Source organism: Sulfuriferula sp. GW1 (assembly GCF_047300855.1).
Lineage (GTDB): Bacteria > Pseudomonadota > Gammaproteobacteria > Burkholderiales > Sulfuriferulaceae > Sulfuriferula.
The window spans coordinates 1,262,460-1,282,765 of the sequence record NZ_CP170197.1 but is presented as its reverse complement, the minus strand read 5'-3'; the positions used below and the strand labels follow the sequence as shown (position 1 = coordinate 1,282,765).

Annotated in this window: 20 protein-coding genes; 16 read left to right on the top strand and 4 right to left on the bottom strand. The window is 58.8% G+C overall.

The genetic code is table 11. From position 1 onward, the window contains the following. Nucleotides 1–254 precede the first annotated feature (254 nt). Nucleotides 255–3,851 (top strand): DUF1631 family protein, encoded by a 3,597-nt coding sequence (locus ACFDAU_RS06445; protein WP_413439171.1) that lies wholly within the window; start codon nt 255–257, stop codon nt 3,849–3,851. A 14-nt stretch (nt 3,852–3,865) separates the two neighbouring features. Here ACFDAU_RS06445 and miaA read toward each other — a convergent pair whose 3' ends face one another. Next, nucleotides 3,866–4,774 (bottom strand): tRNA (adenosine(37)-N6)-dimethylallyltransferase MiaA, encoded by a 909-nt coding sequence (gene miaA, locus ACFDAU_RS06440; RefSeq protein ID WP_413439512.1) that lies wholly within the window; start codon nt 4,772–4,774, stop codon nt 3,866–3,868. Between the two features lie 26 nt (nt 4,775–4,800). Next, nucleotides 4,801–5,781: an integron integrase gene (locus tag ACFDAU_RS06435; RefSeq protein ID WP_413439170.1), complete on the bottom strand. Its 981-nt coding sequence runs from the start codon at nt 5,779–5,781 to the stop codon at nt 4,801–4,803. Between the two features lie 169 nt (nt 5,782–5,950). Between ACFDAU_RS06435 and ACFDAU_RS06430 the strand changes: the two genes are divergently transcribed. The 3 genes from ACFDAU_RS06430 to ACFDAU_RS06420 all read left to right on the top strand — a co-directional run bounded on the left by ACFDAU_RS06430 (nt 5,951) and on the right by ACFDAU_RS06420 (nt 7,704). After that, the gene (locus tag ACFDAU_RS06430) at nt 5,951–6,367 is read left to right on the top strand and encodes a hypothetical protein (protein ID WP_413439169.1); all 417 of its coding nucleotides are present in this window, start codon (nt 5,951–5,953) and stop codon (nt 6,365–6,367) included. A gap of 84 nt (nt 6,368–6,451) precedes the next feature. Beyond that, nucleotides 6,452–7,210, top strand: coding sequence for a hypothetical protein (locus ACFDAU_RS06425; RefSeq protein ID WP_413439168.1), 759 nt, complete (start codon nt 6,452–6,454; stop codon nt 7,208–7,210). 146 nt (nt 7,211–7,356) lie between these two features. Continuing rightward, on the top strand, nt 7,357–7,704 hold the full coding sequence (locus ACFDAU_RS06420; RefSeq protein ID WP_413439167.1) for a GFA family protein: 348 nt from the start codon (nt 7,357–7,359) through the stop codon (nt 7,702–7,704). 371 nt (nt 7,705–8,075) lie between these two features. On the opposite strand, the gene ACFDAU_RS06415 is transcribed toward ACFDAU_RS06420, so the two are convergent. Beyond that, the gene (locus tag ACFDAU_RS06415; RefSeq protein WP_413439166.1) at nt 8,076–8,948 is read right to left on the bottom strand and encodes a neutral zinc metallopeptidase; all 873 of its coding nucleotides are present in this window, start codon (nt 8,946–8,948) and stop codon (nt 8,076–8,078) included. Nucleotides 8,949–9,341: 393 nt separating this feature from the next. On the opposite strand from ACFDAU_RS06415, the gene ACFDAU_RS06410 reads away from it, so the two are divergent. The 12 genes from ACFDAU_RS06410 to ACFDAU_RS06355 all read left to right on the top strand — a co-directional run bounded on the left by ACFDAU_RS06410 (nt 9,342) and on the right by ACFDAU_RS06355 (nt 19,377). Next, the gene (locus ACFDAU_RS06410; protein ID WP_413439165.1) at nt 9,342–10,007 is read left to right on the top strand and encodes a DUF1223 domain-containing protein; all 666 of its coding nucleotides are present in this window, start codon (nt 9,342–9,344) and stop codon (nt 10,005–10,007) included. Between the two features lie 152 nt (nt 10,008–10,159). Further along, nucleotides 10,160–10,588: a type II secretion system major pseudopilin GspG gene (gspG, locus tag ACFDAU_RS06405; RefSeq protein ID WP_124706475.1), complete on the top strand. Its 429-nt coding sequence runs from the start codon at nt 10,160–10,162 to the stop codon at nt 10,586–10,588. 6 nt (nt 10,589–10,594) lie between these two features. Continuing rightward, entirely contained in the window at nt 10,595–11,782 is a 1,188-nt protein-coding gene (locus tag ACFDAU_RS06400) for a type II secretion system F family protein (RefSeq protein WP_413439164.1), read from the top strand. Further along, entirely contained in the window at nt 11,779–13,500 is a 1,722-nt protein-coding gene (locus ACFDAU_RS06395) for a GspE/PulE family protein (RefSeq protein ID WP_413439163.1), read from the top strand. The genes ACFDAU_RS06400 and ACFDAU_RS06395 overlap by 4 nt, the downstream gene beginning before the upstream one ends. Next, nucleotides 13,481–14,308, top strand: coding sequence for a hypothetical protein (locus tag ACFDAU_RS06390; protein ID WP_413439162.1), 828 nt, complete (start codon nt 13,481–13,483; stop codon nt 14,306–14,308). Before ACFDAU_RS06395 ends, ACFDAU_RS06390 begins: the two co-directional genes overlap by 20 nt. Before the next feature lies 1 nt (nt 14,309). After that, entirely contained in the window at nt 14,310–14,843 is a 534-nt protein-coding gene (locus tag ACFDAU_RS06385) for a PilN domain-containing protein (protein ID WP_413439161.1), read from the top strand. Further along, nucleotides 14,840–15,397 (top strand): hypothetical protein, encoded by a 558-nt coding sequence (locus ACFDAU_RS06380; RefSeq protein WP_413439160.1) that lies wholly within the window; start codon nt 14,840–14,842, stop codon nt 15,395–15,397. The genes ACFDAU_RS06385 and ACFDAU_RS06380 overlap by 4 nt, the downstream gene beginning before the upstream one ends. After that, nucleotides 15,397–15,915: a secretion system X translation initiation factor gene (locus ACFDAU_RS06375; RefSeq protein ID WP_413439159.1), complete on the top strand. Its 519-nt coding sequence runs from the start codon at nt 15,397–15,399 to the stop codon at nt 15,913–15,915. Before ACFDAU_RS06380 ends, ACFDAU_RS06375 begins: the two co-directional genes overlap by 1 nt. Next, nucleotides 15,915–17,984, top strand: a complete 2,070-nt coding sequence (locus tag ACFDAU_RS06370; RefSeq protein WP_413439158.1) for a secretin N-terminal domain-containing protein — start codon at nt 15,915–15,917, stop codon at nt 17,982–17,984. Before ACFDAU_RS06375 ends, ACFDAU_RS06370 begins: the two co-directional genes overlap by 1 nt. Beyond that, a complete protein-coding gene (locus ACFDAU_RS06365; protein ID WP_413439157.1) occupies nt 17,981–18,454 on the top strand; it encodes a type II secretion system protein in 474 nt (157 codons plus the stop codon). The genes ACFDAU_RS06370 and ACFDAU_RS06365 overlap by 4 nt, the downstream gene beginning before the upstream one ends. Beyond that, on the top strand, nt 18,454–18,834 hold the full coding sequence (locus ACFDAU_RS06360) for a type II secretion system protein (RefSeq protein ID WP_413439156.1): 381 nt from the start codon (nt 18,454–18,456) through the stop codon (nt 18,832–18,834). Before ACFDAU_RS06365 ends, ACFDAU_RS06360 begins: the two co-directional genes overlap by 1 nt. A 3-nt stretch (nt 18,835–18,837) precedes the next feature. Continuing rightward, complete coding sequence (locus ACFDAU_RS06355) at nt 18,838–19,377, top strand: type II secretion system protein (protein ID WP_413439155.1); 540 nt, start codon at nt 18,838–18,840, stop codon at nt 19,375–19,377. Between the two features lie 167 nt (nt 19,378–19,544). On the opposite strand, the gene ACFDAU_RS06350 is transcribed toward ACFDAU_RS06355, so the two are convergent. Continuing rightward, the gene (locus ACFDAU_RS06350) at nt 19,545–20,252 is read right to left on the bottom strand and encodes a hypothetical protein (RefSeq protein WP_413439154.1); all 708 of its coding nucleotides are present in this window, start codon (nt 20,250–20,252) and stop codon (nt 19,545–19,547) included. Nucleotides 20,253–20,306: the final 54 nt, after the last annotated feature.

Below are 20,306 nucleotides of genomic sequence, written 5' to 3'. Positions count from 1 at the left end.
TATTGCAGCCCGCAATGCTTAAAAATAGCTGGGCTGGGCTATTCCAATGCGAGATCCATGACTTTTGCCCTAAAGGCATTCTCGTCTCATTAACGGGATCCAGTGCAAATCTCGCATCCGTTGTCCAGCTCCAGGATCAGACAGTAACCATTGAATTTCGTTCGGATCCGGCAGGCGAGGATGTATATCGACTCGCAGGAAATGTCGTAAGGATTAACCAGAATTCGCTGGGAATCGCCGTAGAAAACTTCCCGATGAATGCGTTCCTTGACTTGACACGCATAGCCAAAGAAAGCGCATCAGATACCGAATCGGTTTCTACACAAGCCTTTCCGCAACATCAGCTGGATGCAGCCAGGGCCTCATGCCACAAGCAATTTCATGCATTCATTAAAGATGCGATCCAGAATTTTTATGAAACCGTGGATAACAAACTGGCTATAGCTGCCAGCAATATCTCTGATTTCACCGCGATCCGATTTATCCAAAGCCTCTATCCGCTGCTTTCTTCCCGACGCCCAGAAATCGAGCAGGCATTTCTGGGGGCGCCGTATCTCCAGCAATTATTCGATCAACGCCCCACTTCACCCGATCAGCAGCAAAGCGAAAAATTATCGCTGGTCGATATCGACGACTTCGAGGACTGGTTAAATGTCTCCCAGGTGATCAATGAATTGGGGTTTGAACACCAGTCTGCAATAGAAAATTTTCTAATACGATATAAGGTGCTGGTTTCCAAAGCCACCACTGCACACGATAATCCATACGGCCCGTATTTCATCTTTCAAACTTTTCGCAAAGCCATATCAGATATCAAGCTGAGCAATCCAATCAGAGCCGTCCTGTACAAGGCTTTTTTTGAATCCTTGTCCCGTTCTTTTGAAGAATTTTATCAAGGCCTGAACGAAGCTGTCGCATTCGTGCCATCGACCAGAAATGCCAAAATCGCTGCAGCCCAAGACCGTACAACGGTTCAGAAAGCAAAGGATTTCGACACCACCAAAAACCGTGGCCCTCAGGTGTCCGGATCCGGTCTGGAGAACGAACCGGCGTCCACCCGACACCCGACGGGCGCTGCTTCAGACTCCGACAACGAGCAGCGTGACTACAAACTGGACAATCTGCTCCAGTATTTGAGTAATTCTAAAACGGAATTCAAAACACCGATCGACCATTCCGTTTTCGGCGGCCACCCGGGTTGGACAGACGCATCTGCCAACCGCTCGAACAGCCTGATACCCGCGATGAACAGCCTGTTCAATGCTGCCCATCACACACAGGAATATAACGCCGGATATGGCATGCAGCCTGCCTCGGGCACCAGCATCATTGAGGGCAGAGCCAATCTGAAACAGATCCTCGATGTGCTGGATAACGTCAGGCTCCGGCAAAGCACCGGGGCCGAACAGAACGATCATATTTCGATCAAGCGGCGGCTGACTACGGAGTTGCCGCAGCTCGATGACAGCGAAACCAGCAAGGATAAATACTTTCAGGCCATTCGGCTGTTTGACGCGCTGGTCAGCAAACCCCTTGCGGACGATGTACTGGGTTCGGACATTCGTTCCATACTCAAAAAACTTGAGGTGCCACTGCTCAAGCTGGCTTTGCTGGACGAAAAATTTCTGGAATCGGATGCGCATCCTGCCCGCCATACGGTAAACCTGTTCGAGCGCTACTACGTGGCCGCCGATGATTTGGGGAAGATTTTCGACCCCAAGCTGCTCAAGCTCCTGCATCAACTGGCCAACCGCATAGTAGACAATTACGAGACCAACCCCGCGGTCTTCGAAGAGGTCAACGGAATATTGGCGAATCTGCTCAAACCCGTCGAAAATGTCCGGAAAAAAAACGCGAACCGGATCCAACTGATTAGTGAGGGCGGAGAAAAAATCTATCTGGTTCGGGATCAAGTCGAACAGCAAATTCATTCATCCCTGGGCGGCAAAATGGTGCCGAAAATTATCCCGTTTTTACTCGATGCAGGTTGGCGCCATTATCTTCAATTGACCTCCCTGCGCGAAGGCCAGGACAGCACGGAACACCAGCACGCCTTGGCGCTACTGGATGACTTGCTCGAATTGCTGGCTCCGGATGTGATCAACGCGGGAATCGACGCAAAAAAAATTCAAAACCTTGTCACCTATATCTCTGCAAAGCTGAAAGAAATACTGCACAACGAAGACGCCATTGAAGAGATCACGCAAAGCTTGTCAAAACAGCTGCAGGGAAAACAGCCCATCGAATTTCAGTTCCATGGTTCGGATCACACCAATGCCACAGACCAGTACAACCCAGGCGACGCAGAAATCCATCAGTTGCATATAGGGGACTGGCTGTCCTTCGAGCAGGAGGGCATCCAGGTACCTCACCAGCTGGTCTGGTCGAACGTTTCGCAAACCCGATTCGTGTTTGCCAATCGCTCGGCAACCAAAAAACGTCATCTGGAGCAGCACGAATTGCATCAGGCAATCCAGAACGGTATGGCCATCAAAATACCTGCGCTCGATGCGCCATTCATGGAGCGCTCGGCGCACAAGGTAATGCTCGATGCCTACGAACGGCTCTACCACCAGGCAACGCACGACCCTGAAACCGGCCTGTTAAACCGCAAGGGGATGGTCAGCCAGCTGGAGAAGATTTTCGTTGCCGGTGGTGCAGACAATCAAAGCGATATTCTGTGCCTGATGATGTTCGACCAGCTCAAGGCCATCTACCATAGTTGCGACCAGAACGAGGCTGAGGCCTCGTTACTGGCCATGGTGGAATCTTTAAGCAAGGAGATTCAGCCCAATGACCTGTTTTCGCGTTTGGGCGAAGATACCTTTGCGGTCCTGTTCAGAGGGCGCACCCTGGATAATGCCTATTCCGCTGCTCAAAACATGGTCTCCCTGATCAAGGAACACCGCATTACATGTCAGGGCAAAAGCTTTGTGCTAGGGGTAAGCGCAGGCATTGCGGAGCTTACTGCAGATATGGATTCCCCCTCCACGCTCATGCAAAATGCGGGCTCGGCCTGCGTGGCTGCTAAATCGATGGGTTCAAATACGGTTCAGCGATATGAGAACAGCAACGTGCACATCCAATCCGAGCAGGCACTTTTCGAGTGGGCCGGGATAATCGACAAGGCACTCAGCGAAGACCTGTTGTACCTGCGTTGTCAAAAAATTCGGCCGGTGCTTGCCGGTAACGGGGCTTTACCCCATTACGAAATCCTCCTCGGCCTGAACGACAGTTTGGGCATCCAGCCATTTGACCTCATTCGCGCCGCCGAACGCTGGAAACGCAGCCCCGATCTTGATCTGTGGGTACTGCGCAGCAGCTTTCAATGGATACGGGAAAACGCCACACGGCTTGGCGCCCTGAACGGCTTCTCGATTAATCTCTCCGGGCTGTCGCTGGTCAACGAAATCATCCTTGATTTTATCCAGGATGCGCTGGACAAAAACGATCTTCCGACTGAGAAAATAATATTCGAAGTAACCGAGAGCGCAGCCATAGAAAGACTGGATGCCGCCCAGACATTTATAAACAAAATCAAGGCTTACGGCTGCCGTTTTTCACTGGATGATTTTGGCAGCGGCTATTCTTCCTTCGCCTATCTGAAGGGCCTCAAGGTGGATTACCTGAAAATTGACGGCGCATTTGTCCGCGATATGCTGAAGGATCCTGCCGATTTTGCCATGGTCAAATCCATGCACGAAGTCGGACACTCGCTTGGCCTGCTCACCATCGCCGAATATGTGGAAAACGATGCCATTCTCGCCAAGCTCAAAGAAATCGGCATCGATTACGCACAAGGTTACGGGGTTGAAAAACCCATGCCCTTGCACCAGCTGCTTCCCATTTAAGTGGATTGTCCCCGCTAGCGAGCCAGCTCAGCAGTCACCATCGACAATACCTTCTGGCCGGCCTCTGCTCTGCCGGGTTCGATCTGGATGATGTCCTGCATCCCGCGCAGCCAGGTCAATTGGCGCTTGGCCAGTTGCCGTGTGGCAAAAATGCCACGATCACGCATCTCGTCCCGACCATACCCACCTTCCAGATAATCCCACACCTGCCGGTAGCCGACACAACGCATGGATGGCATCGCAGCATCCAGTGGGTATTTCTCGCGCAAGGCGCGTACCTCTTCAATCAGTCCGGCGCCAAGCATGGCATCAAAACGCTGTGCTATCCGTTCATGCAGCAACGCCCGGTCTGCCGGCACTAGTGCAATCTGCAACAGTTGATAGGGCAATGCGGCCGCGCGCCCGGCGCGCCAATAATCCGACATCGGCCTGCCGGTCAGCCGCACCACTTCCAGCGCGCGCTGGATACGCTGCGTATCGGTCGGCTGCAAACGCGCTCCGGATTCAGGGTCCAGCCGCGCCAGTTCGGCATGCAATGCCGGCCAACCCCGATCTGCAGCCTCGGCCTCAATGACTTCACGTAAGCCCGCATCTGCCTGTGGCAAATCCGTCAACCCCTCGCGCAACGCCTTGAAATACAGCATGGTACCGCCCACCAGCAACGGCACCCGCCCGCGCGCGGTGATGTCCGCCATCAAGGCCAGCGCATCGTCACAAAAGCGCGCGGCGGAATACACCCCGGTCGGGTCAATCAGATCGATCAAATGATGCGGCGCGGCAGCGAGCGTCGCCGCATCTGGCTTGGCCGTGCCAATGTCCATATCGCGGTACACCAGCGCCGAATCCACGCTGATGATCTCCACCGGCAACCGTTGCGCCAGTTCCACCGCCAGCCCGGTTTTGCCGGAAGCCGTCGGCCCCATCAGGAAAATTGCCGGCGGCAGTCCCGTCACAGCGCGTCCAGCGGGCTGGCCACACCGCGCCCGCCCTTGTTCAGCACATGGGTGTATATCATCGTGGTGGCCACATCCGAATGACCCAATAGCTCTTGCACGGTACGGATGTCATAGCCGCCTTCAAGCAAATGCGTGGCGAATGAATGGCGCAGCGTATGCGGCGTAGCAGGTTTAGTCAGGCTCGCATCGCGTACCGCCTGTTTGATCGCACGTTGCACGGATTGATCCTGCACATGATGGCGACGCACCCCGCCGCTGCGCGGATCAGTTGAAAGCTTGCCCGCCGGGAAAACATATTGCCATGCCCACTCACGTTCAGCCGCCTGATATTTGCGCGCCAGCGCATTCGGCAAATACACAGCCCCGTAGCCTTGCTGCAAATCCGCAACATGCAGTTCGCGCACCCGGCTCAAATGCGTTTGTAAAGCGACAGTCAGCGAGACGGGCAACATCGTCACCCTGTTTTTAGCGCCTTTACCATCACGAATTAGAATTTCATGGCGCTTGAAATCCACATCCTTCACCCGTAACCGCAAAACCTCCATGATGCGCATTCCCGTGCCATAGAGCAGGCTGCCAATCAGCCAATGCGTCCCGCTCAAACGGGTCAACACAGCCTGCACCTCGTCGCGCGTCAACACCACAGGCAAGCGCCTGGAGGCCCGCGCCTTTTCCACCTTATCCAGCCATGGCAATTCCATATCCAACACTTCTTTGTAGAGGAACAGTAAAGCACTCTTGGCCTGATTTTGCGTACTGGCAGCCACATTTCCGTTCACGGCCAGATGCGTCAAAAACTGCTCTACCTCCGCCGCGCCCAAATCGCGCGGATGACGCTTGTCAAAATACAGCACAAAGCGTTTAATCCAATCCACGTAAGCCTGCTCGGTACGGATACTGTAATGCTTGAGGCGGATTTTTCCCCGCACTTGATCCAGTAATTTAGGCGCTGCTAGCGGTGAAGAAATTTCCATAATTCGTAGGATAGGCTAAAACAATGCAACACAATGAAATTGTTAGAATTTTAATTTTTAAAATAAAAATAGGCAACTATTTGACGCAATATCTTGCGTCAAATAGGATGCCTACATTACGTTGGGCGCTTTTGGATTCACGCAACAAATTGACAAGGGAGAATCTCGAATGAGCAACAAGATCGCTTTAATTCCTGGGGAGCAGATCGTAACCAGCTCCGACAACGATGTTCTAGTGCTCACGACAAAACGGGTGCGCTACGACTCTGTAGTTTGGGGAAGGTCGAACTTAATTAGCATCACTCTTGATTCGGTGGCGTCTTGTGGTCTCATTACAAGATCATTTCCATTGCTACTCATCCTCGCGGCTATAGCCATCGTCGGCGCTTTCACTCAGCGTGGCGACGCTCTAGGGGGTTTGCTCTTTGTGGCGGTCGCTCTTATCGTTGCATATTTCTTCACTCGCAAAGCGGTCATTTCCGTTGCATCCAATGGAGGGCAAACCATTTTGGTGCCCACCAAAGGAATGCCCCGGGACACAATCATCGGGTTTATCGAGGCAGTGGAGCGAGAGAAGCTTAAGTGAGTTTCGTGCGCGCCCAACCCGGCGGTCAACCGGACCTGCCGCATAAGGCCGCTGCAGGCCGGTTACCTCTACGTTAAGTTGCACATGCAAACTGTCCTGCTACATCTGGAGCGACTAAGACGTCACTACACCGCCGCCGTGCGTACCTACGACCACGTTTCACTGCTCGATCTCTCGCATTCACTTCGCGTATGGGCAGACCTAAAACTGGCTCTTCCCAATATCGCACCGGCATTCGCTACAACGTTGGCATTCAAGACTGCTATCCCAGCTAAGAAAGTACTGCGCGCAGCCCACGGCACGCGATTCGTGTTCTCCTACATGCCGGACGGGGTCGTCACATACGCAGGCAATGGTCAAATCGCGTCTGGCCCAGAGCTTGGCAAACCCAACAGCCCATTCACAATTGGAGCGTCCGTAATGCTCCGGGCCGATGGAGCAATGGAGCTAAAGAACTACTGCATCGTCGGCTTGGCCTTCGAGCAACCCTTAATCAAGGCACTGGGAGCAGAAGACGTCACGCGCTGCAACTACATGCAATGGATGGGTGCAGAGGCTGTACGGCTGTCGTATCCCGCCGAAGACGGTGCCCTTAAGAAACTAGCCATCACCAGAGAAATGATTGTTCGGAGAGTCGCAAACACTCTCGATGGTTCGCATCCATCTGCGGCGGGCACGAACGAAGATATGGAAAATAGCTTTGATGCTGCAGTTCACCATCTCCTGCAGTATCAAATGGGTGGGTTACCACTTCCGTATTTTATCTTGCTCAAGATAGCGCAAGATATTCTTGCCACGGCCCCGAAGTTACTCGGCATACCTCAGGCAGAAAATGCAACCTAACTCGGCGCTCAACCTCGTTCCCTTCGGTCGCTGGACTCGCCAAAGCTGCGCTTTGTCGAGCCGGTTAGCTCTACGTTGGGCGTCAGACAATCGGGGCCACTGGAATACCAAGGGCCTGAAACAAAATCATCGAAAGGAGCGATCCAATGATATACAAAGGTAGCTGCCACTGTGGGCAGGTCGCGTTCGAAGCCGAAGGAAATCTAGAGAAAATTATGGAGTGCAATTGCTCAATTTGTAGCAAGCGTGGTTCGCTTCACTGGTTTATTTCCCGCGAGAATTTTCGTTTGCTCAGTCCCGAGGGCGACATGGGCACATACACATTCAACAAGCACACCATTAAACATCGCTACTGCCCAAAGTGCGGGTGTGCGCCATATAGTGAAGGTATAGCGCCTTCTGGTAACTACATGGTTGCTATTAACGCCCGTTGCCTGGATGGTGTCGACTTGTCACCTATCCAGGTGGGGCATTTTGATGGGCGCAGCCTTTGAGCACCCGACGCCCACCCTGCATTCGAGCGGGACGCCGCAAAAGCGCAGTGACCATCAGGCTTGCGTTGACGTTACAGAAAAATTCATTTCCAACGAATCAGCGGTGCAAAAAATGGCGTGGGATTTTCCACGCCATTACTTAATTCATTGCGCGTAATCTGCCGAATCTTTTCCTTTCGGCGAAACATCTCGATCTAACCCTGGCTGTTTCCGCTGCCCACCGTGCTTAGCGGTTGCTGGTAACGGCCTTTCCAAAGTCATACAGCTTGGCCATATGGCTGTGAAAACGGGTGAAGCCCCGCATTCTGCATATTGCCGCGGAATTCAGAAAGTATGTGCCCCATTCGCCTCGAATAGAAAACCTCCCACGCTTATAAACTCTGCTTCCCGAATGTATTGCACTGCTTCGGATCGCCCGTTTCGATACCGCGCGTGAACCATTTCACACGTTGTTCAGAGGTGCCGTGGGTAAAGGTTTCTGGAGTAATGTAGCCACGGGACTGTTGCTGCAACCTGTCGTCGCCAATGGCGGAGGCTGCAGTGAGCGCCTCCTGGATTTCTCCCGGTTCGATAATGTGCCGCATTTTATCCGCATGATTTCCCCATACCCCCGCAAAACAATCCGCCTGTAATTCCAGCCGTACTGAGAGTGCATTCGCCTGTGCTTCGCTGGCTGCGTGTTCCTGCGCCGCATGAACCTTGCCGGAGATGCCGAGCAGATTCTGCACGTGGTGGCCGACCTCATGGGCAATGACGTAGGCCTCGGCAAAATCTCCCGGCGCTTGGAAGCGATCCTTCAGGTCTTGATAGAACGCCAGATCGATATAAACTTTCTGATCGAGCGCACAGTAAAACGGACCCATGGCAGCGCTGCCGGTACCGCACGCAGTGGGTGTTGACCCGGTAAATAGCACCAGTTTCGGGTCGTGATATTCACGCCCTGACTCGCGAAAAATTTGTTGCCAGGTGTCTTCGGTGTCGGCGAGCACCTTCGAGACGAAGGTGGCCATTTCATCATTGGCAGCAGGCTTGTGCGACGCTACTGATTGCGTGGTCGATTGACTGTTGTCAGGCACCAGACCAAGCAGCGTGGATGGGCTGAATCCAGTGAAATAGCTCACCACCAGCACCAGCAAAATACCACCGATTCCTAACCCGCCCCCGCCAATCCTGAAACCACCTCCGGCACCCTCGCCGCGGCGATCCTCAATATTTTCGCTTTCGCGCTCATCATCAAGACGCATGGTCGTTATTCCAATAATCATGTCCGGGTACGGCAGCATATCATTACCGATGCCGAATCGTTTTCTTGCCAGCCGGATTTCTGCGCCCAATCTATCCGGAATATTTTTCCACGTTCATTCATTCTCGCAGCTTGTTTCTTGTAAGAAATCTGCCGCCAACTCTACTCAATCAAATACCCGGCAAGGAAGCAGGTGGTGAACCCTGGAAAAGTTTTACCCATTGCATTTCTACACGTGGAATCCCGGAGCCTACCCATGACGCTAGCGGCAATACACATTCGGCAAACAATATTTTTTGCACAGCGCTTCTGCGTACTGGTAACGCTTTTTTGCTTTTCCGGCCAACTTTCCGCCGCGCAGTGCTCGATTTCCAGCGGTTCCTGGCGCATCCCTTTGGTAGAGCTGTATACCTCGGAAGGATGTAGCAGCTGCCCGCCGGCAGATCGCTGGCTAAGCGGCCTGACAGCCGATCACTCAAGCAGCGAGCGTGTTATTCCGCTCGCATTGCATGTGGACTATTGGGACTACATAGGGTGGAAGGATCGCTTTGCGCAATCGAAATTTTCAACCCGGCAAAGGGAAATGGTCCGGCTGAATCACTCGGCTATCGTCTATACCCCACAGGTAATGCTGAACGGCAAGGATTTTCGTGCGTGGGGAAGCGATTCATTTTCACGTGCCGTCGGCGAAATCAACAGACAACCGGCATATGCATGGATCACGTTAACGCTATCTCCATCCGGTCCGAATGAATTGCAGGTCACTGCGAATGCCAGAGCACGCAGCGGGGCGGCACTCTATGTCGCCCTATATGAAAACGATCTGCAATCCAAAATCAAGGCCGGAGAAAATCAGGGCCGGCAGTTACATCACGACAACGTGGTACGCGAATGGTATGGCCCGCTATCGATGGATCGCGATGGGCGCGTCACGTGGCAACAAATCGTGCAACTTAACCCGGAATGGGTCGCGGCAAAGATGGGCCTGGTGGCGTTCGCTCAAGATCTGACCACTGGCGAGGTTTTGCAGGCAATTCGGCTTCCGTGGTGTGCGGGATGATATGTCGCCATGGATTGCGGGTTACAAGCGCCTTACGTCTGACTGGTCCGATAGCGAGACTTCATAAAAATCACGACGGTAATACTAGCGTCACAATTGACAGCCAGCATAAGCCGTCTCAACTGTTAGCCCTGTCAATCAAAGGACGCTGGATGTCGCAAGTCAAACAAACCCAGCCCGCGCAGCGCGGCTTCACGCTGCTGGAATTGCTGGTCGTCATGGTCATTATCGGATTGCTGGTGGGCTATGTCGCCCCCAAGTATTTCGCGCAGATCGGCAAATCGGAAGTCAAGGCCACCAAGGATCAGATCGATTCACTCGGCAAGGCGCTGGATCAATACCGCCTCGACACCGGCCACTACCCCACCACCGAACAAGGCTTGGCCGCGCTGGTGACCAAACCCGCCAACGAACTGAAATGGGATGGCCCCTACCTGGCCAAAGCCGTGCCCCCCGACCCGTGGGGGCGGCCCTATCTGTACAAAAACCCCGGCGAGCACGGCGACTACGATCTGCTGTCGCTGGGCAAGGATGGCCAGGCCGGCGGCACCGGCGAAAACGCCGACCTCACCAACTGGTAACCCGGCATGCGTTTCAGCGTAAAAGCCATGCGCGCCGGTGAAGGCCTGACGGCCTTGTCCTTCGATGCCGCCAATCCGGTCGACGCCACCCGCCAGGCCGAACTGCAAGGCTATACCGTACTCACCGTGGCCGCGCACACCAGTCTGGCGCTGTTCTCGCCCCGCCACGCGCGCTTTCCGCTGGTGCTGTTCAGCCAGGAACTGCTCGCCCTGCTCGATGCCGGCCTGCCCCTGGTCGAGGCGGTCGAGACCCTCGCAGAAAAGGAACACCGTCCGGAAGTGAAGCGCGCGATCGGCCAGGTGATTGCGCTGCTGTACGAAGGCCGCACCCTGTCGCAGGCGCTGGAACAATTTCCGCTGTCGTTCCCGGCGCTCTACATCGCCTCGGTGCGCGCCGCCGAGCGCACCGGCAACCTGTCGGAAGCGCTGGCGCGCTACATCGCCTACCAGACCCAGCTCGACATCGTCAAAAAGAAGCTGGTGTCGGCGCTGATCTACCCGGTCATGCTGGTCAGTGTCGGCGGCCTGGTGACGCTGTTCCTGATGGGCTATGTGGTACCCAAATTCAGCCGCATCTTCGACGATATGGGCGGCCACATCCCCCTGATGTCACGGCTGTTGATCCAGTGGGGCGTATTCATGGAAGGCCACGCGCCGCAAATCGGCATGGCCGTGCTGGGCATGCTGGGGCTGGGCATTTATCTGGCGCGTCTGCCCGCCACGCGGCGCTGGGTGGGACTGAAGCTGTGGCGCATCCCGGCGCTGGGCGAACGCATGCGCGTGTACCAACTGGCGCGCTTTTATCGCACCGTGGGCATGCTGCTGAACGGCGGCATCCCGGTCGTCACCGCGCTGCAGATGGTGGAAGGCCTGCTGCACCCGACGCTGCGCGGCCTGCTGCAGCGCGCCACCACCGACATCCGCGAGGGCAAGCCGACCTCGCAGGCCATGGAAGCGCACCATCTCACCACGCCGGTCAGCCTGCGCATGCTGCGCGTAGGCGAGCGCACCGGGCGCATGGGCGAAATGATGGAGCGCATCGCCGGTTTTTACGATGAAGAAATGGCGCGCTGGGTGGACTGGTTCACGCGCCTGTTCGAGCCGATCCTGATGGCGGTGATCGGCGTGATCATCGGCGGCATCGTGGTGTTGATGTACATGCCGATCTTCGACCTGGCCGGGAGCATCCAGTGAGCGCGAATCCCGCCGTGACCCTGCTGCCGCCCACGGCCGCATCCGAACCCGCCATACCCATTCCCGGCGCGCTGCTGCAAGCGGCGCGCGCCGAGGCGGTGCGCCTGCGCCGGCGCCTGGTCGACGTGCTGGAAGAACAACTCGACCTGCCCGCAGCCGAATTCAGCGCGCGCCTGGGCGCCACGCTGCACTACCCGGTGCTGGGCATGGATCAGCTGCACGACCTGGCGCCCGCGTTCGACCTGCTGCCGTTCCAGCTGGCCCAGCAAAAAACCTGCATCGCGTTTCGCGACGCCGACGCGCGCCTGCTGCTGGTGAGCGGCGACCCGTTTGTGCCCGGTCTGAATGCCTGGGCCGAGGAGCGCCTGCCCGGCCCCTTCGTCTGGCATTTGGCGCATCACGCCGACGTGGCGGCGTTCCTGGCGCGCTTCGAGGAATCGATGCGCGCCATGGAAAACGTGCTGAGCCTGGACAATGCCGACGACACCGCCGCGCTGCAACTGGCCGACCTGTCGCTCAAAAGCATCAGCGAAGACACCAGCCCGGTGGTGCGGCTGGTGCATTCCACGCTCTACGATGCGCTGAAAACCGGCGCCAGCGACATCCACCTGGAAACCGTCGCCAACGGCCTGGTGATCAAATACCGCATCGACGGCGTGCTGTCCCAGGTCGGCAGCGTGCCGCGCAGCGATTTCGCCGAGCAGGTGGTGTCGCGCATCAAGGTGATGTCCGAGCTGGATATCGCCGAACGGCGCGTGCCGCAGGACGGCCGCTTCAAGGTGTCGATGCGCGGGCGCGAGGTGGACTTCCGCGTGTCCATCATGCCGTCCATCTTCGGCGAAGACGCAGTATTGCGCATCCTCGACAAGCAGGCGCTGTCCGACCAGGTGAAAGGCCTGCGCCTCGACTTCCTCGGCTTCGACGAACGCACCCTGAAGGCGATGCGCCACCTGTCCAGCGAACCTTACGGCATGGTGCTGGTGACCGGCCCCACCGGCTCGGGCAAGACCACCACGCTGTACGCCGCGATTACCGAAATCAATCACGGCCACGACAAGATCATCACCATCGAAGACCCGGTCGAGTACCAGCTGGCCGGCGTGCTGCAGATCCCCGTCAACGAGAAAAAAGGCCTGAGCTTTGCGCGCGGGCTGCGCTCGGTGCTGCGCCACGACCCCGACAAGATCATGGTGGGCGAGATCCGCGACCCGGAAACCGCGCAGATCGCGGTACAGGCCGCGCTGACCGGCCACCTGGTGTTTACCACGGTGCACGCCAACAACGTGTTCGACGTGATCGGCCGCTTCATGCACATGGGAGTCGATCCGTACAGTTTCGTCTCGGCGCTGAACGGCGTGCTGGCGCAGCGCCTGGTGCGGGTGAGCTGCCCGCATTGCAGCGCGCCGTATGTACCTTCCGACAGCCTGCTGGCCGACTCCGGGCTGACCCGCGCCGCCACCGCCGCCTATGACTTCCGCGCCGGCAACGGCTGCGGCCAGTGCCGCGGCTCCGGCTTCAAGGGGCGCAAGGCGATTTCCGAAATCCTCAACCTGAACGACGAAATCCGCGAACTGATTGTGGCGCGCGAACCGATCCGCAAGATCAAGGACGCGGCGCGCCACAACGGCACGCGCTACCTGCGCGAAGGCGCGCTGGAACTGGTGGCCAACGGCGAAACCACCCTGCAGGAGATCAACCGTGTCACCTTTGTGGCGTGACCGGCTGGCGCTGGCCATCGCCCCGCAGCGCATCGTGCTGGTACGCACGCACGGCCGGCTGCGCCCGCAAGTGGTCGCAAAAAGCCTCATCACGGTGCCCGGCGAGCACGCCGCAGGCGGCTGGCAGGCCGCGCTGGACACGCTCGCCCACACCCTGCAGACCGATGCGCAGTGGCAGGGGCTGGCGGTGAACGCGGTGCTGTCCAACCACTTCGTGCGCTACCAGCTGATCCCGTGGAGCGCGCAGATCACCAGCGCCGACGAGCGTGCCGCATATGTGCGCGCGAGCTTTGCCCAGGTGTACGGAGACAGCGCGGCGCAATGGGCTTATTCAATCAGCACCCCGCAGCGCGGCGCGGCGTGGTTCGCCAGCGCCGTCGACCAGGCCTTGCTGACGCAGCTGGAGGCGGCCGTGGCGCCGGCGCCACTGCGCTCGGTCGTCCCGCACCTGATGCCGGCATTCAACCGCGCACGGCGCGCGCTCAAGGACAAGGATCTGTGGTTCGTGCAAGTGGAACCGCACAAAGTGCTGCTGCTGCTCATCCTCGATGGACGCTGGCAGGCGCTCAGCAGCCATGCGCTCGGCGACGCGCCGTGGCCGACGCAACTGCCCGGCCTGCTGGAGCGCGCCTGGCACCTGCACGGCGTGGACACGATGCCGCGCAAGCTGGTGATTTCCGCGCCGGAAACGCAACCGGTAACGCTGGATGGCGCAGACCAATGGGCAGTTCAATGGCTGCCGCCATCGTTGCACCCGGGCTTCTCCGCCAGCGTGGACGCGCCGTATGCGATGGCGCTGGGGGCCTGACATGGGTTTGCCCGCACTGGCGCTGGATTTCAAACGCACGCCGCGGCCATGGGCGTGGCTGGGCGTCGTGTTGCTGGTGATCGGCGCGGCGTGGCTGGTTCAGGTGGTGAACAGCGAACGCGCGCTCAGCGGCCAGATCGACCTGGCCACAGCGCGCCAGCAAGTCATGGCGCGCCACAGCAAAATCAAAGTAGCCGCGCCGCCGCTCGACGCCGAGGCCTTGCAGCAGCAGATCCGCCAGGCCAACGCGATCCTGCAACAGCTGGCGCTGCCCTGGGACGCGCTGTTCCAGACCCTGGAAGCGACGCGCGACCAGGACATTGCGCTGTTGTCGATCCAGCCCGATGCCGCCAAACAAAGCGTGCGCATCGGCGGCGAGGCGAAAAACCTGACCACCCTGCTGGCCTATATCACGCGCCTGGAACAGGGCCGCGTGCTGGACCACGTCTACCTGACCAGCCACGAAGTACGCACCCAGGATGCCGAACAGCCGGTGCGCTTCAGCCTGGCCGCGCACTGGGCGGTGCAACCATGAACGCGTTGTCCGCCGCGCTGCGCCGCCTGTACGACAGCCTGGGCTGGCCGGGTGTTGCGGGCCTCCTTCTGCTCCTGCTGGCGGCGGGCATGACGCTATCCATGGTGCAGCCCCGGACCGCGCAGCTGGCCGAACTGCAACGCGCCAACCTGTCCCTCAAAACCCGCATCGAACAGGCCGCGCGCAGCGGCATTCCGGCCACCGGCAGTCAGGACGACCTGAGCCGTTTCTACGGCTTTTTTGAAGGTGCGGAGGCGACGCCGTGGCTGGATAAGCTATTTGCCGCCGCGGCTGCGCAAGACCTGGTGCTGACACAGGGCGAATACCGCATGACGCCGGACCGCACCGGCAAGCTGACGCGCTACCAGATCACCCTGCCGGTCAAGGGCAGTTATGCGCAGATCCGCCGCTTTGTCGCGCAGACCCTGACCCAGGTGCCGGTGGCGGCGCTGGACGACATCAGCTTCAAGCGCGAAACCATCGGCGCCGCGCAACTGGAGGCGCATATCAAGCTGACCCTGTTCCTCCGCGCGGATCGCGCGCGGGTGCCGTGATGGCGCTGACGCCACGCACACGCCAGATCCTGCTGGGCACCGCGCTGGCGGCGACGCTGATCGCCGTGGCGTGGGAGCACGAACAGACGCAGGACCCGGCGGCGCCCGCAGTGGTGGCGCCGCTTAAACACAACACCGCGCGCACCACGGACGCGCGCGACGGCGTGCACCTGGCGCTGGATAAGCTGCACCGCAGCGGCGCCGCCAGGCGGGCTGAAATCAAGGACGCATTCCAGGTGCAATCCTGGTATGTACCGCCTCCGCCGCCGCCCGCTTTGCCCGCCGTGCCGCCGCCTCCCCCCGCGCCGCCGCCGCTGCCGTTCACGTATCTGGGCCAGCTGCTGGAGGACGGCAAGCTGACCGTCTTCCTCACCCGCCAGGACCAGAATTACGCCGTGCAGCCCGGCGCTACCCTGGACGGCACCTATCGCGTCGACAGTGTCGCGCCGCAGCGCGTGGTGTTCACTTATTTACCGCTCAACCAGCAACAGTCGCTCGCCATAGGAAACGTGAATTGATGAACAGGATAGGAACAATCGGTTTGGGACTGGCGCTGGTGCTGCTGCTGGGCGCGTGTACGGCGGGCCGGCGCGCCTTCGACGAGGGCCAGACCAAGATTCGCAGCGGCAATGTGGAAGCCGGCCTGGCCGCGCTGGAACAGGCCCGGAAAGCCAATGCCGCCAACCTCGAATTCAAAAGCTATTACCTGCGCCAGAAGGAACTGTATATCCGCCAGCTGCTGAACCAGGGCGATGCCGAACGCGCCGCAAAGAACTATGCGGATGCGGACGCCACCTATCGGCACGTGTTCCAGTACGACCCCGGCAACCAGCACGCCAGCGACGCGATCAAGGGCATGCGCCAGGATCGCCGCCATGACCAAATGGTGGCCGATGCCGACCAGCTGCTCAAGGCCGGCAAGACCGATGAAGCCCAGGCGCTCGTGCGCACCGTGCTGGCGGAAGACCCGCGCCAGGAAGCGGCGCGCAGGATCGCGCGCGAACTGGCGCGGCGCGCGGCCACGCAAACAGCGGCCGAACCGGCGCTGGGCGCGGCGTTCAAGAAACCGATTTCGCTGGAATTCCGCAACGCCGGCCTGCAGGCCATCTTCGAAGTCATTTCGCGCGCCACGCAAATCAATTTCGTGTTCGACCACGACGTGCGCCCCGATCTCAAATCGACCATCTTCGTGAAGCACACCAGCATCGAGGATGTCATCAATCTGCTGATGGTGACCAACCAGTTGCAGATGCGCGTGCTCAACGCCAACACCGTGCTGATCTATCCCAATACGCCGGCCAAGGCGCGCGAATACCAGGAGCTGATGGTGCGCGCATTCTATCTCGGCAACGCCGACGTGAAACAGACGCTCAACATGATCAAGACCCTGGTCAAGACCCGCGATGTGTTCATCGATGAAAAGCTCAACCTGCTGGTGATGCGCGATACGCCCGACGCCATCCGCCTCGCCGAGAAACTCATCGCCACGCAGGACCGCGCCGAGCCGGAAGTGATGCTGGAAGTGGAAGTGCTGGAAGTGAAGCGCAGCCGCTTGATGGATCTGGGCATCCAGTACCCCAACACGTTTACCGCGCTGAACATCGCCAACCAGACCACGCAGACCTTCCAGGGCGGCACCGCGGTGGTCAGCGCGCCGTCGCAGACCCAGAACATCCTCACCGTCGATACCCTGAAAAACCTGGGCGCGGGGAATATCGCGGTGTCGCCCAATCCGCAGCTGAACCTGAAGAAAGAGGACGGCGACGTGCAGATTCTCGCCAACCCGCGCATCCGCGTGATGAACAAGCAGAAAGCCAAAATCCATATCGGTGACAAGGTGCCGGTGATCACCACCACCAGCACCGCCAATGTGGGCGTGTCGGAATCGGTGAGTTACCTGGACGTGGGCCTGAAGCTGGATGTGGAACCGCGCGTGTATCTGGATAACGAGGTGGGCATCAAGGTCGGCCTGGAAGTCTCCAACATCGTGCGCGAAATCCGCAGCAACAGCGGCACGCTTACCTACCAGATCGGCACCCGCAATGCGGACACCCTGCTGCGCCTGAAGGACGGCGAAACGCAGATCCTGGCCGGGCTGATCAGCGACGAGGATCGGCGCAGCGCCAGCAAGATTCCGGGCCTGGGCGACCTGCCCATGCTGGGCCACCTGTTCTCCACCCATCATAACGAGGCCAACAAGACCGAGATCATCCTGCTGATCACCCCGCACATCATCCGCAACCTGACCCCGCAGGATGCGAACGTGAGCGAGTTTGCGGCAGGCACCGAAGCCGATATCGGCGGCGCGCCGCTGAGTTTGCACCAGATGCCCGCGGCTGCGGCGCCGGTACCGGCAGGATTACCGGCCCTGCGCCCCGGGGTACCGGTAGCGCCTGTGGCACCCCAGGAGTTGCCCGGCGGGGCGGTACCCGCACCGGCACCCGCGCCGGCCCCCATCCCTGCGCCCGTACCCGCAACCCCGGCTCCGGAGCCTGCTCCAGCGCCGACGCCCGATTCGGCGCCCGATCCGGCACTGGTGCCGACCCCTACGCTGTTGCCGGAACCCGATCCGGACAATCCGCAATGATGCACACCCGCGGCTTCACGCTGATCGAGCTGCTGGTCACGGTGGCCATAGTGGGGCTGCTGTCCACCATCGCGTTGCCGATGACCGAACTCGTCGTACAGCGCGCCAGGGAGCAGGAATTGCATCACGACCTGCGCGAAATCCGCAGCGCCATCGATGCCTACAAGAAGATGTGGGATGAAGGCCGCATCCAGAAAAGCGTGGACGAATCCGGCTATCCGAAATCGCTGGAGGTGCTGGTGAACGGCGTGGAAGACTTCAAAAGCCCCACGCACAGCAAAATTTATTTCCTGCGCCGCATCCCGCGCGATCCGTTCAGCCAGGACACCACCAGCCCGCCTGCCGATACCTGGGGCAAGCGCTCGTACAAGAGCCCGCCCGACGATCCGCAGGAGGGCGATGACGTGTACGACGTCTACACGCTGAGCAAAGGCGTGGGACTGAATGGCGTGCCGTACCGGGAGTGGTGATGACCAGACGCCTATCCTCCGGGTTTACCCTGATCGAACTGCTGGTGGTGATGGCGATCATCGCCCTGCTGTTGTCGATTGCCACGCCGCGCTATTTCAACAGCGTGGATAAGACCAAGGAGGCGGTGCTGAGACAGGACCTGTCCACGCTGCGCGACGCCATCGACAAGTATTACGGCGATACCGGAAAATACCCCGACAGTCTGGACGATCTGGTCAGCAAGAAATACCTGCGCAAATTGCCGGTCGATCCGGTCACCGATAGCGCCAGCACCTGGGTGACGGTGCCGCCGGCCGATGCGGATCAGGGCGGCGTGTATGACCTGCACAGCGGCGCACCCGGCAACGGCCGCGACGGCACGCCGTATTCGGGCTGGTGAAGCATGCATCAGCGCGGCTTCACGTATCTGGTGCTGTTGTTCATGGTGGCGATCATGGGGGCGGTGCTGGCGGCCACCGCGATGGTCTGGCACACCCTGGCGCAACGCGACAAGGAGCAGGAATTGCTTTATGCGGGCGACGCGTTCCGGCGCGCGATCGGGCTGTATTACGAACGCACGCCGGGTGCGGCCAAGCAGTACCCGAAAAAGCTGGACGATCTGCTGGAAGACAAGCGCCAGGTCAGCCTGACGCGCTATTTGCGCAAAATCTATATTGATCCATTCACGGCCAGCAAGCAATGGGGGGTAGTGCCCGGCCCGGGCGGCACCATCATGGGGGTGTATAGCCGTTTCGAGGGGACGCCGATCAAGACCGGCAACTTCGACAAGGCCGATCAGGATTTCGCTGGAAAAGGCAGCTATCGGGACTGGCAGTTTGTCTATGCGCCGACGCAGGCCGTTCCGGCTGCCGCTATTCCGCCGGTGCCGGGTGCCACGCCTGTGAAAGCTGCGCCAGGCCAACTGCCGGTTACACCCAAATAAATTGCCCCCCGCGAAATTTGTCCAGGGCAACGTCAGCACACACTGGTCGATATTGCGGCCACTGCATCAGCCGCAGTCATCTGCGAAACTGGCAGGCCCAGGATCACGCACTTGCCGGCGTTCCGGTAAATAAGCCAAAGCACCGAGGCCGACCGGAAAGCTACGGTTCAGTGCGCGTGAGTTTCATGCCCGGGCGCTGCGGTTGCCTGTTTCAGCCAGGCCATGGATGCGTTGGTCTCCATATCACCCAGATCGGCGAAGTCCACCAATTGGTACTCGGCGAGCTGGTCATCGGAGGTCGCCATCACCCCATCCTGCTGGGTCAGGAATGATTCGAGTTCGGTCGTCACCTGGCGATCCGGGTAAGTGTTGATGACCTGCGTGGCCAGTTGCAGATCCGGCACCCATACCACTTCAACAGTGCGTTGATCCATTTTTCCGCGATAGCGCTGCGCCTTGTGGCCGAGAACTTCTGTGTCACCTGCGGGGCCCAGTTTTTTCAGCTCTGCCGGAGAAATGATGCTGGCCAATCTGTCCCACGGGCGTTTGTGGTTGATGATGCGCAGATCGGTCGCATTGTATTCGATGCCGCGCTGGTGCGCCGGCTCGACATAGACAAAATTGAGCCGACCCTTGCCATCGCGCCGCCATATCTCGCCCACTTCATTGGAGGCGTCGCGAATTTCCACCCGGTTTTCACCACGCCAGAAATACCAGCGGCTGCTCTGTGGCTTGTCGCAAGGAACTGCGCAGGCGGTGGTCACGTAACGCGCAGCCACCTCCTCGTATTTGGGAGCGGCACTGGCCAGGGTGGACTGGGCAAGTGTTGAAAAGGCAAGCAACGATGCTGCCATGAACATGAAACGATGGCTCATAAAGATTCCTTCAAAATAAAAATGGAGAGACCAGATGGCCTCTCCAACAAGCAC

What these genes read in the sequence shown, in the direction of transcription:
- ACFDAU_RS06445 (WP_413439171.1), top strand. Translation starts at nt 255, where the DNA reads ATGAATGCGTTCCTTGACTTGACACGCATAGCCAAAGAAAGCGCATCA.
- miaA (WP_413439512.1), bottom strand. Translation starts at nt 4,774, where the DNA reads ATGGGGCCGACGGCTTCCGGCAAAACCGGGCTGGCGGTGGAACTGGCG.
- ACFDAU_RS06435 (WP_413439170.1), bottom strand. Translation starts at nt 5,781, where the DNA reads ATGGAAATTTCTTCACCGCTAGCAGCGCCTAAATTACTGGATCAAGTG.
- ACFDAU_RS06430 (WP_413439169.1), top strand. Translation starts at nt 5,951, where the DNA reads ATGAGCAACAAGATCGCTTTAATTCCTGGGGAGCAGATCGTAACCAGC.
- ACFDAU_RS06425 (WP_413439168.1), top strand. Translation starts at nt 6,452, where the DNA reads ATGCAAACTGTCCTGCTACATCTGGAGCGACTAAGACGTCACTACACC.
- ACFDAU_RS06420 (WP_413439167.1), top strand. Translation starts at nt 7,357, where the DNA reads ATGATATACAAAGGTAGCTGCCACTGTGGGCAGGTCGCGTTCGAAGCC.
- ACFDAU_RS06415 (WP_413439166.1), bottom strand. Translation starts at nt 8,948, where the DNA reads ATGCGTCTTGATGATGAGCGCGAAAGCGAAAATATTGAGGATCGCCGC.
- gspG (WP_124706475.1), top strand. Translation starts at nt 10,160, where the DNA reads ATGTCGCAAGTCAAACAAACCCAGCCCGCGCAGCGCGGCTTCACGCTG.
- ACFDAU_RS06400 (WP_413439164.1), top strand. Translation starts at nt 10,595, where the DNA reads ATGCGTTTCAGCGTAAAAGCCATGCGCGCCGGTGAAGGCCTGACGGCC.
- ACFDAU_RS06385 (WP_413439161.1), top strand. Translation starts at nt 14,310, where the DNA reads ATGGGTTTGCCCGCACTGGCGCTGGATTTCAAACGCACGCCGCGGCCA.
- ACFDAU_RS06380 (WP_413439160.1), top strand. Translation starts at nt 14,840, where the DNA reads ATGAACGCGTTGTCCGCCGCGCTGCGCCGCCTGTACGACAGCCTGGGC.
- ACFDAU_RS06375 (WP_413439159.1), top strand. Translation starts at nt 15,397, where the DNA reads ATGGCGCTGACGCCACGCACACGCCAGATCCTGCTGGGCACCGCGCTG.
- ACFDAU_RS06370 (WP_413439158.1), top strand. Translation starts at nt 15,915, where the DNA reads ATGAACAGGATAGGAACAATCGGTTTGGGACTGGCGCTGGTGCTGCTG.
- ACFDAU_RS06365 (WP_413439157.1), top strand. Translation starts at nt 17,981, where the DNA reads ATGATGCACACCCGCGGCTTCACGCTGATCGAGCTGCTGGTCACGGTG.
- ACFDAU_RS06360 (WP_413439156.1), top strand. Translation starts at nt 18,454, where the DNA reads ATGACCAGACGCCTATCCTCCGGGTTTACCCTGATCGAACTGCTGGTG.
- ACFDAU_RS06355 (WP_413439155.1), top strand. Translation starts at nt 18,838, where the DNA reads ATGCATCAGCGCGGCTTCACGTATCTGGTGCTGTTGTTCATGGTGGCG.
- ACFDAU_RS06350 (WP_413439154.1), bottom strand. Translation starts at nt 20,252, where the DNA reads ATGAGCCATCGTTTCATGTTCATGGCAGCATCGTTGCTTGCCTTTTCA.